This is a genomic window from Variovorax gracilis, from assembly GCF_030317115.1.
Lineage (GTDB): Bacteria > Pseudomonadota > Gammaproteobacteria > Burkholderiales > Burkholderiaceae_C > Variovorax > Variovorax gracilis.
The window spans coordinates 50,755-62,603 of the sequence record NZ_JASZYF010000033.1 but is presented as its reverse complement, the minus strand read 5'-3'; the positions used below and the strand labels follow the sequence as shown (position 1 = coordinate 62,603).

10 protein-coding genes and 1 pseudogene are annotated in these 11,849 nt (G+C 67.5%); 8 read left to right on the top strand and 3 right to left on the bottom strand.

Annotation, left to right across the window (positions count from 1 at the left end; translation table 11 throughout):
* From QTH97_RS31780 to QTH97_RS31760, 5 genes and pseudogenes are all read left to right on the top strand, one after another.
* Positions 1–118, top strand: a pseudogene (locus tag QTH97_RS31780) (1,4-dihydroxy-2-naphthoyl-CoA synthase); the annotation flags it as partial.
* A gap of 34 nt (positions 119–152) precedes the next feature.
* The gene (gene aliB, locus QTH97_RS31775) at positions 153–1,304 is read left to right on the top strand and encodes a cyclohexanecarboxyl-CoA dehydrogenase (RefSeq protein ID WP_286572581.1); all 1,152 of its coding nucleotides are present in this window, start codon (positions 153–155) and stop codon (positions 1,302–1,304) included.
* Between the two features lie 38 nt (positions 1,305–1,342).
* Positions 1,343–2,986, top strand: a complete 1,644-nt coding sequence (gene aliA, locus QTH97_RS31770) for a cyclohexanecarboxylate-CoA ligase (RefSeq protein ID WP_286572580.1) — start codon at positions 1,343–1,345, stop codon at positions 2,984–2,986.
* 44 nt (positions 2,987–3,030) lie between these two features.
* Positions 3,031–4,026: a Bug family tripartite tricarboxylate transporter substrate binding protein gene (locus QTH97_RS31765; protein ID WP_286572579.1), complete on the top strand. Its 996-nt coding sequence runs from the start codon at positions 3,031–3,033 to the stop codon at positions 4,024–4,026.
* Positions 4,027–4,042: 16 nt separating this feature from the next.
* The gene (locus QTH97_RS31760) at positions 4,043–4,819 is read left to right on the top strand and encodes an enoyl-CoA hydratase (RefSeq protein WP_286572578.1); all 777 of its coding nucleotides are present in this window, start codon (positions 4,043–4,045) and stop codon (positions 4,817–4,819) included.
* A gap of 3 nt (positions 4,820–4,822) precedes the next feature.
* Here the strand turns inward: QTH97_RS31760 and QTH97_RS31755 are convergent, their stop codons facing one another.
* Positions 4,823–5,758, bottom strand: a complete 936-nt coding sequence (locus QTH97_RS31755; protein ID WP_286572577.1) for a fatty acid desaturase — start codon at positions 5,756–5,758, stop codon at positions 4,823–4,825.
* A gap of 148 nt (positions 5,759–5,906) precedes the next feature.
* Here QTH97_RS31755 and QTH97_RS31750 point away from each other — a divergent pair, with 148 nt between their 5' ends.
* The 3 genes from QTH97_RS31750 to QTH97_RS31740 all read left to right on the top strand — a co-directional run bounded on the left by QTH97_RS31750 (position 5,907) and on the right by QTH97_RS31740 (position 9,152).
* Positions 5,907–6,881 carry a Bug family tripartite tricarboxylate transporter substrate binding protein gene (locus QTH97_RS31750; protein WP_286572576.1) on the top strand — a complete coding sequence of 325 codons (975 nt, stop codon included), beginning with the start codon at positions 5,907–5,909 and terminating at the stop codon, positions 6,879–6,881.
* Positions 6,878–8,500: a rhodanese-like domain-containing protein gene (locus tag QTH97_RS31745; RefSeq protein WP_286572575.1), complete on the top strand. Its 1,623-nt coding sequence runs from the start codon at positions 6,878–6,880 to the stop codon at positions 8,498–8,500. The genes QTH97_RS31750 and QTH97_RS31745 overlap by 4 nt, the downstream gene beginning before the upstream one ends.
* 115 nt (positions 8,501–8,615) lie before the next feature.
* Complete coding sequence (locus tag QTH97_RS31740; protein WP_286572574.1) at positions 8,616–9,152, top strand: hypothetical protein; 537 nt, start codon at positions 8,616–8,618, stop codon at positions 9,150–9,152.
* Between the two features lie 13 nt (positions 9,153–9,165).
* On the opposite strand, the gene QTH97_RS31735 is transcribed toward QTH97_RS31740, so the two are convergent.
* Both QTH97_RS31735 and QTH97_RS31730 read right to left on the bottom strand, forming a co-directional pair.
* Complete coding sequence (locus QTH97_RS31735; protein WP_286572573.1) at positions 9,166–11,247, bottom strand: hybrid sensor histidine kinase/response regulator; 2,082 nt, start codon at positions 11,245–11,247, stop codon at positions 9,166–9,168.
* Complete coding sequence (locus QTH97_RS31730) at positions 11,244–11,846, bottom strand: class I SAM-dependent DNA methyltransferase (protein ID WP_286572572.1); 603 nt, start codon at positions 11,844–11,846, stop codon at positions 11,244–11,246. The genes QTH97_RS31735 and QTH97_RS31730 overlap by 4 nt, the downstream gene beginning before the upstream one ends.
* Positions 11,847–11,849: the final 3 nt, after the last annotated feature.

The window sequence follows — 11,849 nt, the reverse complement described above, 5'->3', positions numbered from 1 at the left end:
CATCGCCGGCATGGGCATGTACGCGCTGAAGCTGTACTACGACACCGAAGAGTCGCGCGAGGGCGTCAACGCCCTGAAGGAAAAGCGCAAGCCCGACTTCCGCAAGTACGCGAAGTAGGGCGCTTCCCCTGCTGGCCCCCCAAGGAGAAGACATGAATCCCTATATCGACGAAGACCTCGCCGCGCTGGCCGAGCATGCGCGACGCTTTGCTGCCGGGCGCGTGTCGCCAGGCTTCCTGGAACGCGACAGGACCCGCGTGCTCGATCGTGCGCTGATGCGCGAGATGGGCGAGATGGGGTTCATCGCGCCCGAACTGCCCGAAGCGCACGGCGGCCAGGGCATGGGCTGCCTGGCCGCCGGTGTGATCCACGAAGAGATCGCGCGGGCCGACCTCAGCATGTCCTATGTCAACCTGCTGGCCTCGCTCAACGGGCAGATCCTCGCGGAGCATGGCAGGCCGGAAGTGGTGAAGCCCTGGCTGCAGAAGCTGACGCGCGGCGAGGCGCTGTTCGCCATCGCGCTGACAGAGCCGCGCGGCGGCTCGGACGCAGCCAACCTGCGCCTGCGCGTCGAACGCGTGGGCGACGAGTACGTGATCAATGGCGAGAAGACCTCCATCTCCGCAGCCGACCAGGCCGACGCGGCCGTGGTGTTCGGCCGCACCGGGTCGGTCGAATCGGCTGCGCACGGCGTCACCGCATTGCTCGTGCCGATGGATCTGCCGGGTGTCACGCGCAACCGCTTCGACTGCCATGGCCAGCGCGCCATTGGCCGCGGCTCGCTGTTCTTCGAGAACGTGCGCGTGCCCGTGAGCCATCGCCTCGGCGAGGAGAACAAGGGCTTCGTGCAGGTGATGCAGGGCTTCGACTTCTCGCGCGCGCTGATCGGCCTGCAGGTGCTGGCCGTCGCCCGCGTGGCCTTGGAGGAAACCTGGGACTACGTCGCGCAGCGCGAAGCCTTCGGCAAGCCGCTGTCGGCTTTCCAGGGCGTGTCGCATCCGCTCGCGGATTTCGACACGCAGGTCGAGGGCGCGCGCCTGCTGTGCCTGCAGACGCTCTGGCTGAAGGACAAGGGCGCGCCTCACACGGCCGAAGCCGCGATGTGCAAGTGGTGGGCGCCCAAGCTGGCCTACGACGTGGTGCACCAGTGCCTGCTGATGTTCGGCCACGGCGGATACGACCGCGGCGTGATGGAGCAGCGCCTGCGCGACGTGCTGGGCTTCCAGATCGGCGACGGCACGGCCCAGATCATGAAGACCATCGTGGCGCGCACCCGCGCCGGCCGCAGCGCCGTTCCCGCCTGAAACCCCATCACCCAGCAAGAGAGACGAGGAGACAAATCATGGAATTCGACGCCGTATTGCTTCCCCCGCGCCGCGACCGCATGGTGGCGCAGCGCCTGTGGCACGACCGCACCATCAACGACGACCTCGACGACTGCGTCGCGGACTGCCCGGACAAGCTCGCGCTGACCGCGTTGCGGATGGAGGACGGCGTCACGACCCGCTTCACCTACCGCGAGATGGCGCGCATGGCCGATCGCATCGCGGTGGGATTGGCCCGATTGGGCGTGGGCCGCAATGACGTGGTCGCCTGCCAGTTGCCCAACTGGTGGCAATTCACGCTGACCTATCTGGCCTGCTCGCGGCTGGGCGCCGTCATCAACCCGCTGATGCACATCTTTCGCGAGCGCGAGCTGTCTTTCATGCTCAAGCACGGCGCGGCCAAGGTGATGATCGTTCCGAAGACCTTTCGCGGCTTCGACTTCGAGCGCATGGTGCGCGAACTGCAGCCCGCACTGCCCGACCTGAAGCAGATCGTGGTGATCGACGGCACCGGTTCCAACAGCTTCGACGCGCTGCTCAGCGGTCCGGCCTGGGAGGACGAGCGCGACGCGCAGCACATCCTCACGCGCAGCCGGCCCGGCCCGGATGACGTGACACAGCTGATCTACACGTCGGGCACCACGGGCGAGCCCAAGGGCGTCATGCACTCGGCCAACTCGGCAATGGCGAACATCATCCCCTATTCGCAGCGCCTGCGCCTCGGCGCCGACGACGTGGTGCTGATGGCCTCGCCGATGGCGCACCAGACCGGCTTCATGTACGGATTGATGATGCCGATCATGCTCAAGGCCGGCGCCGTGCTGCAGGACATCTGGGAGCCGAAGCGGGCCATTGCGCTGATCCGCGAGGAGAAGGCGAGCTTCACGATGGCCTCCACGCCATTCCTCACGGACCTCGCGAAGACGGTTGCCGAGATCGGCACGGAGGTGCCGAGCCTGCGCACCTTCCTGTGCGCGGGCGCGCCGATACCGGGCGCGCTGGTCGAGCAGGCCCGCCAGGTCCTGGGGACCAAGATCGTGTCGGCCTGGGGCATGACCGAGAACGGCGCCGTCACCCTGACCCGGCTGGACGACGACGACGAGCGCTCGATCCAGACCGACGGCTGCCCGTTGCCGGGCGTGGAGATCAAGGTCGTCGACGTGGATGGGCAAGCCTTGCCGACCGGCGAGATCGGCCGGCTGATGCTGCGCGCGTGCTCCAACTTCGGCGGCTACCTGCATCGCCCGAAGCTCAACGGCACCGATGCGGACGACTGGTTCGACACCGGCGATCTCGCGCGCATCGAAGCGCGGGGCTACATCCGCATCACCGGCCGCAGCAAGGACGTGATCATCCGTGGCGGCGAGAACATCCCGGTGGTCGAGATCGAGTCGCTGCTCTATCGGCATCCGGACATCGCCATGGCTGCGATCGTGGCCTACCCCGACGAGCGTCTGGGCGAGCGCGCCTGCGCGGTGGTGGTGCCCCGGCCCGGAAAGAGCATCGACCTGCCGTCGATCGTGGAGTTCCTGAAAGCGCAGAAGGTGGCGATCCAGTACATCCCGGAACGCCTCGTCGTGCGCGAGGCCATGCCGTCCACGCCGTCCGGAAAGATCCAGAAATTCAAGCTGCGCGAACTGCTGCGCGAGTACGCCGCCTGAGCGGCTCGCCCATCGATTTCCATCACTGCAACGGAGACAAGACAATGGACTTTCATATCGCTGCGGCCCTGCGCCGGAGTCTGGTTCGGGCCGCCATCGGCATGGGCATGCTCGGCGCCGCCTGTGCGCCCCAGGCGCAGACGGCCGCCTGGCCCGCCAAGCCCATCCGCGTGGTCGTCGGCTTCGCGCCCGGCGGCAGCACCGACGTGATGGCGCGCATCCTCTCGCAGGCGCTGTCCGAATCCCTCGGGCAGCCGGTCGTCATCGACAACAAGCCCGGTGCAAGCGGCAATATCGCGGCATCGGAAGTGATTCGCGCGGCGCCGGATGGGCAGACCTTCCTGATCGCACCCACCTCGGTGGAGACCGCCAATCCTTCGCTCTTCAAGTCGACCCTGTTGCCTTCGCGCGACCTCACGCCGGTCGCAAGCGTCGGACGCACGCAGATGTACCTCGTCGCCAAGCCGCAGATGGCGGCGAAGGATGCGCGGGACCTCGTGGCGTTGGCCAAGGCCAAGCCGGGCACCTTGTCCTATGCCTCGGCGGGCGCGGGCACGCCGCCGCACCTGGCCTGCGAACTGTTCAAGCAGGCGACCGGCACCTACATCACCCACATCCCCTACCGCGGCGCGGCGCCTGCGTTGCAGGACGTGCTGTCGGGCCAGGCTGACTTCGTCTGCGACCCGGGCATCGCCTTCCCGCACATCCGCACCGGCAAGGTCAAGCTGCTGGGCGTCGTGAGCGCCAAGCGCTCGCCGTTCTTCCCGGACGTTCCGACCGTGGGCGAGCAGGGCTTTCCGGGGGCCAATCTCGACGTCTGGTTCGGCATGTGGGCGCCCAACGGAACCTCTCCCGACATCGTCGCCCGCATGAACCGCGAGATAGGAAAGGCCCTGTCGCAGGCCGGCCTCAAGTCGCGCTACGGCGATCTGGGCGCCGAACCGGTCGCGATGGACACCGCCGAGTTCCGCAAGCTCCTGGTCAACGAGGGCACGCTGCTGTCCGGGCTGATCAAGGAACAGAAGATCGTCGTGGACTGACCGGGAGCGAGTCGCCATGCAAGCGCAACCCATCCTCGTGGAGACCCAGGGCCGGGTCGGCGTCGTCACGCTGAACCGACCGCAGCAGATGAACGCGCTCGACGATGCGCTGATGGACGCTCTCGGCGCGGCGCTGCTGGCCTTCGATGCCGATGCAGGGATCGGCGCCATCGTCGTCACGGGCAATGCCAAGGCTTTCGCGGCCGGCGCCGACATCGCGGCGATGGCCGACTGGAGCTACATGGACGTCTTCCAGGGCGACTTCATCACCCGCAACTGGGAAACCATCCGCCGCGTTCGCAAGCCGGTGATCGCGGCGGTCGCGGGCTTCGCGATGGGCGGCGGCTGCGAACTGGCGATGGCCTGCGACCTGATCGTCGCGGCCGAATCCGCTCGCTTCGCGCTGCCCGAGATCAAGCTGGCGATGCTGCCCGGCGCAGGCGGCACCCAGCGGCTGCCACGCGCCATCGGCAAGGCGAAGGCCATGGACATGTGCCTGTCGGGCCGCATGCTGGATGCGGCCGAAGCCGACCGCTACGGCCTGGTATCGCGCGTGGTGCCGGACGAAAGACTGCGGTCCGAAGCCATCGACCTCGCGACCCGCATCGCCGGCTTCTCCCTGCCGGCGCTCATGGCGATCAAGGAGTCGGTGAACCGAGCCTGGGAGGCTTCACTCACCGAAGGCATCGGCTTCGAGCGGCGGCAACTTCACGCACGCTTTGCGAGCGAGGATGCACACGAAGGCATGCACGCCTTTCTCGACAAGCGCAAGCCGGTATTCAGCCACCGGTGACGGCTACCACTTGGGATGCACCGGCGCGAACACCGGTCGGAAGAGATAGCGGCGGGCGATCTCGCTGTAGCCCCGGTAGTAGAAATGACCGTTGCCAGCCAACACCGCGGCACGGTGGCGCCGGAAATGCACCGGGATCTCGTACCACGGCATCGTGGGCGCCCGGTGGTGCACGTGGTGCAGGTTGTTGTAGAGGTAGAGAAGGCCGAAGAGCAGGTTGGATTCGACGATCGCCACGCGCTCGTGCGGTGTGTCGCTCCAGCGGTGTTCCGTGAAGCTGCGCAACGCGCCGAGCATCATGCCGGGGTAGACGAAGCAGAGCAGGTACGTGCCGAGGCCCATGCCGCAGACATCGACCACGAAGTACAGGACCGGCGCCACGCTCAGCCCATGCACGAGCCAGATCCCGACGTGCGAGAAGTCGCCGGCGCAGAGGCGTCCGACCTCGCCGCGAACCAGCTTGTAGAGCCGCAGCACCGGACCCAGCACCACTCGGAAGGCGAGGGTCTGGTTGGCCTGGTAGATCCACCGCCATACCGTGCCGTAGCCGGCCCATGCGGGCGCGGAGTGGTAGGCGCTCTCGGTGTCGCGCTGAGGATGCGTCAGGTGAAAGTTGACGTGGTGTGCGCTGTGCCCGCGGTTGTAGAGGGGGTAGGGCAGCCACAGGTTGATCGGCGGCCAGACGGTTGCCCATCGCAGCCACTGCGGCAGGTGTCGCATCGCATGAATGCTCTCATGTTGAAGCGAGAAGTGCAGTTGCGCCAGATAGCCGCCGAGGATGAACAGCAGCCAGCCCGGCAGCGCGCGGTGCGACGCGACGAGCGCGGCCCAGGCCGCATAGGTCGCGGCGGCCAGGACCAGCGTCGGGACTTCGTAGTGGCGCCACCAGGATGCGCGCGCAGAGCGGGTGGAGGGAGCAGGAATGGGCACGGTGGTCATGGGTCTTCCGATGCGGCGCGATGATAGGAAGGCCACTGCCATCCGCATGCGCCCATTCCGCATGTCCATATGCGCAAAGCTTTGTTCGCGGCGGCGCAAGGACAACCTAGATTCGCAGGCTTTCACGCTCCGGCGCCACGCCCGACCCATGAACCTTTCGAATCGCCGCAGCCTGCTTTCGGTGCTTGCGCTTGCCCTGTGTTCCAGCATCGCCTTTGCGGCGGACGACTATCCGAACAGGACCGTCCGCGTCGTGGTGCCCTATCCGGCCGGCGGCATTGCCGACAAGGTCGCCCGCGAGGTGGCGGAGCAGCTCCAGCAGCGGCTCAAGCAGACCGTGGTGGTCGAGAACCGAAGCGGCGCGGCCGGCAACATCGGCTTCGAGCACGTCGCGAGACAGCCGGCCGACGGCTACACGCTGCTGCTGGCGCCCGCGTCCAACCTCACGGTCCAGCCGGTGTTGTTCAAGCGTCTGAGCTATGACCTCGAGCGCGACTTCACGCCCGTCTCGCTGCTGGTCCAGACGCCGCAAGTGCTGCTCGTCCACCCGGCGCTGCCGGTGGACAGCGTGCAATCGCTGATCGACTACTCGAAGAAGAACCCGGGCAAGGTCAACTACGGCGTCAGCGTCGGCGCGTACTCCCACCTCGCTGGCGAGCTGCTGCGCAGCCGCACCGGCGCGGATTTGACCGCCATTCCCTACCAGGGCAGCGCGCCGGCGATCAATGATCTGCTGGCGGGCCAGACCCAGTTCATCTTCAACGAGGTCATCACCGCGATCCCCCACATCCAGTCGGGCAAGCTCAAGCCGCTCGCCGTGGCCTATGGCTCGCGCGCGCCATGGCTGCCCAAGGTGCCGACGACGGCGGAGGCAGGTTTCCCCGACTTCGAGGTGACATCGTGGTACGGCATCGTCGCGCGCAGCGGCACGCCCGCGCCGGTGGTCGACCGGCTTGCGCGCGAGCTGAGGGCCATCGTGCAGTCGCCCGACTTCAGGAAGCGCTACGACGACATCGGTGCCTTCACCGTCGGCAGCTCGCCGGAAGAGTTCGGACGCTTCATCCAGTCTGAGACGCGCAAGTGGACCGCGGTGGTGAAGCAGGCGGAGATCCAGCCCAATTGAGCGACATCGGCATTTCGCCCCAGACGCTGCACGAGCTGCTGTTGGGGTCGACGGAACTGGCGCTCCTCGACGTGCGGGAGGCGCGCTGGTTCAACGCAGGCCATCCCAACCTGGCGCGACTTGCGCCCTTGAGCGTGCTGGAGCTGCACATCGATGCATTCGTTCCGCGGCACGACACCGACGTTGTCCTCTACGACGCCAACAATGCGGAAGACGGTCCCGCGGCCGCGGCCGCCGCCTTGCTGCATCGACTCGGCTATTCCGAAGTGCGGCGGCTGGCGGGCGGACTCCAGGCCTGGGCCGCGTCGGGTTATCCGGTCATCGATGGCTACAACACGCTCGTCAAGGCTTTCGGCGACGGCGTGCGGCAGCACTACGACACGCCGGTGCTGCCCCTCGCCGAACTGGAGGCGCGGCGGCGCGGCGGCAAGTCCACCACCGTGATCGACGCACGGCCGCGAGCGGAGTACGAGTTCCTGTCGATCGACGGCGCGCGCAACTATCCCGGCACCGAGCTGGCGCTGCGTCGCTTCGCGCACAGCGATCCGGAGCACGTATGGGCCATCAACTGCTTCAGCCGAACGCGCGGAATCATCGGTACCACGACGCTGCGGCTGCTGGGGCGCGCTCCCGATGCGGTCTTCGTGGAAGACGGCGTGATGGCCTGGGGACTGCGCGGCGCCCCGGTGGTGCAGAACGCAGTCCCTGTCGACGACGTGCCGCCGGAGGAGCCCGCCGTGCTGCGCGGGCTCGCCGAGGACCTGCGATCGCGCCATGGCCTGAAGCGCATCGACGCGAACGGCCTGGTTCGGCTCCGCGCCGAGTCGGACAGAACCCTCTACGTCTTCGATGTGCGCCCGCTCGCCGATCCCGTTGCAGCCGACGCGTACGGGGCGCGGCATGTGCCCGGCGGGCAGCTGCTGATGCATTTCGAGAACCTGGTGGGCACGCGCAATGCCCGCATCGTGCTCGTCGACGATACCCATCTGCTGCGCGCCTCCATCACTGCTTTCTGGCTGACGCAATTGAACCAGGCCGAGGTTCACGTGCTGGAGGGTGACTTGCCGTCCGCGACCCGTGCCGAGGCACCGCAAGAGGCGGCCTCCGCCCGCCTGCCGGACGCCTCGCAAGCACTTGACGCCGATCGACTCGCCGAGCTGCTCGACACCGGAGGGGCGCAAGTCGTCGATGTCGGCCCGAGCATCGACTACGAGCGCGGGCATCTGCCCGGCGCGTACTTTCTCCTCCCGGCGTCGTTGACACCGCTCGAAGTGCTCTTGCCGTCGGACACCGCCATCGTGTTCACCTCGCCAGACGGCGCCGCTGCGCGGCTGGCGGCGCGCGATGCGCAGCGGCGCTGGCCCGATGCCATGGTGGCATGGCTCGAAGGCGGCACGCAGGCCTGGCGGGCTCGTGGCCTTGCGGTCGAGTCCGAGATTCGGGCCTCCCGGCTGCTCACCCCGTTCGACGACGACTGGGGTTCCGTCATGCGCGTCTTCGGCCCGCGCCGCGACGCGGTGTGGGACGCCTACCTCCGGTGGGAGCGCGGCCTTGGTGCCCGTGTGGCCGACGATCCGACCGTGCAGTTTCGATTCTTCCAGGAAGCTGCTTCGCGCTGAATCGGGAGATGGCAGGGCACGAGCGCTGCGCCTTGGCTCGTGCGGTGCTTCCGTCGCCACGCCCGGTAGCGTCACGCGATACTGCTGCGGTCCGATCACCCCAGGCGCGATCGCCGTGCCTACATTGCCGGGCATGACACCGCTCACCACTCATCCTGGCAATTCCCGGTCCTACTCGCGTCTTGCGGTCGAGCGACGAGCAGGCGGCTGGCTCGACCTGGTGGTCCTGGCGCTTTCCGTTCCCGCAGCCGCCCTGCGGGACTGGCGGGCACGCGCGACGGCAGGTACGGCGGGCGTGCCTGACCCGCTTGAAGAGCTGGACGAAGTGGAATGGGAGGAAACCAAGGCGAAGGTGAGCGAAGCCCCGATCCCCCAGGAGTGGCTCTTCTGGAGCTTCTTCATGTGCACCGCGATCGCAGCGCTGCCCCTGGTCGGCATTCGCTGGACCACGCCGGACGTCGCTTCCATGGCTTGCGCGTTCGAAGACGCCATCCTGTTGGCGCTGCCCGTCGTCATCCCGCTGCCATTCCTCTTCATCGGTTGCGCGGGCGCGTTGACCTTTCAGCCGGCATCGCGGACCCCTGCGGCGTTCGGGATCTTCGGCGTGGCGATGGCGATGGCACTCGCCGCGGCGCACGCAATGCTTGCCTAGGCCGCGCTCCGCACTAGGGTTCCACCATCCCGCGGACCTTGTTCGCGAGCGCGGCGATTTCGAAGGGCTTCGTCATCACCGCCATTCCCCGTTCCAGATGGCCGTTGCCCACGGCCGCGTTCTCCGCATAGCCAGTGATGAAGAGCACCTTGAGGTCCGGCCGCGTGACTCGCGCCGCATCGGCCACCTGCCGGCCGTTCATGCCGCCCGGCAGGCCCACGTCGGTGATCAGGAGATCGATGCGCGCCGCGGACTGCAGCAGCCGCAATCCGCGCGCTCCCTCGTCAGCCTGGATCACCCGATAGCCCGCCTGTTCGAGGACTTCGGCGATGAGGACCCGGATGTTCGCCTCATCCTCGATCACCAGCACGGTCTCGCCGTCGCCGCGCTCGACGGACTCCTGCGCATAGCGGGGCTCATCCTGGTCGGGATCACCGAGGTGCCGCGGCAGGTAGAGGCACATGGTGGTGCCCTTGCCCAGCTCCGAGTAGATGCGCACCTGGCCGCCGGATTGGCGCACGAAGCCGTAGACCATCGACAGCCCCAGGCCGGTGCCCTGGCCGATGGGCTTGGTGGTGAAGAATGGGTCGAAACAGCGCGCCTTGACTTCGGCTGTCATGCCCGCGCCGGTGTCCGTCACGCACAGCGAGACGTATTGCCCCGGCGGGAGTTCGCGTTCCGCCGCGGCGCGGTCATCGAGCCACTTGTTCGCCGTCTCGATGGTGAGGCGGCCGCCGTCGGGCATGGCATCGCGCGCGTTGATGCACAGGTTCAGCAGCGAATTCTCGAGCTGCGGCGAATCGACCTTCGTCGGCCAGAGGCCCCCGGCACCGATCACCTCGACTTCCACGCCCGGTCCCATGCTGCGGCGGATCATCTCCTCCATGCTGGCGACCAGGCGATTGACGTCGGTCGGCTTCGGGTCGAGGGTCTGCCTGCGCGAGAAAGCCAGCAGCCGCTGGGTGAGGGCGGCGGCCCGGCGCACCGATTCCTGGGCCATGCCGATGTAGCGTTCGACGCCTTCCGTCTTGCCCTTTGCGAGCCTTGACGCCAGCACCTGCAGGCTGGCGCTGATGCCGCCGAGCAGGTTGTTGAAGTCGTGCGCAATGCCACCCGTGAGCTGGCCGACGGCCTCCATCTTCTGGGATTGGCGCAGCGCCTCCTGTGCGAGGTTGAGCTCGATCTGGGCAGCCTTTTCGGCGGTGATGTCCCGGCCGCTGCAGTAGTAGCGCCCTTCCTCGGGCACGCCGGTCCATGACAGCCATCGGTAGCCGCCGTCCTTGCAGCGATAACGATTGATGAAGTTCACGGCGGGCTTTCCATCCATGAGCTCGGCGAAGCCCTCGCGCGTCTTCGCGAGGTCCTCCGGATGGAGCAGGTCGAAGATGGGTGTGGTCCGGAGTTCGTCCTCGGACCATCCGAGCACCGCCTGCCATGCGGGATTGGTCTTCTCGAACACGCCTTCGCCGTTGAGCACGCCCAGCAGGTCCGACGTGAACTGCCAGAACAGGCTGCGTCCGTGCGAGCGCTCTTCCACCTGGCGCTCCAGATCGGCGTTCAGCGCCCGAAGCCGGGCCTCGGTTGCGCGAAGCAGCTCGCGCTCGGCATTCAGGTGCCGCTCCGCCTGGACCTTGGCCGTGGTTTCGACCACGACGGCCATGACGCCGGCGGGTACGCCCGCTTCGTCGAGCAGGGGCGAATAGTCGAGGTTCATCCACGCGGGTTCGGCGCGGCCGTGTCTTGCGAGAGTGAGTTCCTGGTCCTCGTAGCTCAAGGTGCCGCCCGCCAGCCCGACTTTCATGACGTTGTCGTTGAAGTCGGCGACCTCGGGCCATCCTTCCCGGACGCGGGACCCGAGCAGCCGGGGATGCCGGTTGCCTGCGAAGACTGAATAGGCATCGTTGTAGATCATCACGCCCGCCTCGCCCCACAGCATGACGATGGGCACCACCGACCGGAGCATGAGCGCGGTCGCGGTCTTCATGTGCGGCGGCCACTGTTCGATGGCTCCGACGCCGGTCGCGCTCCAGTCATGGCGGGCGATCAACTCGCCGAGTTGCCCGCCTCCGGCGAGAAAGGGCAGGGGCTCCGTCATCGGATGCCCTCGCGCTCGGCGACGGAGCGGCCATCGCGCGACCACACCTGCAGCAGGAAGTCCGGCTCCTCGTGGCGCACGATGCTCGTCAGTCCCAGCGCGGCCAGCGCCGCATGCACGGCGTCGGTCGACAAGCTGCGCTCCTTGAAATCCGGTCGCCAGTCGCAGGCGACCAGCGTGCCCTCGGCCGTCAGAGAGTGCCGGCAGCAACCCGCGAGGCTGCGCATGGCGGATTCGTCGAGAAAGTAGCCCAGCTCGCTCAGCACGATCAGGTCGAAAGGCCCCGCATCGTGCGGCCAGTCGTCGGGAAGCCTGTGCTGCTCGATCGTCACGTTGCGCAGTCCGCGTGTGCGTTGCGATGCGATCTCCACCGCGCGCTCGGAGAAGTCGGAAGCCAGCAACCGGTCGCAGCGCTTCGACAGCGCAACGGTGAGCTCGCCGATGCCGCAGCCGGGCTCGAAGGCGTGCTCGTAGCGCTGATGGGGCAGGGCGGCGAGCAGGAGGTTGCGCTTGCGCTCTTCATACCAGCGGGTGCGCAACTGGTAGGGATCGTCGTTGCCGCCATAAAGACCGGCGAAGTACGCTTCTTGTTCCTGCATGTC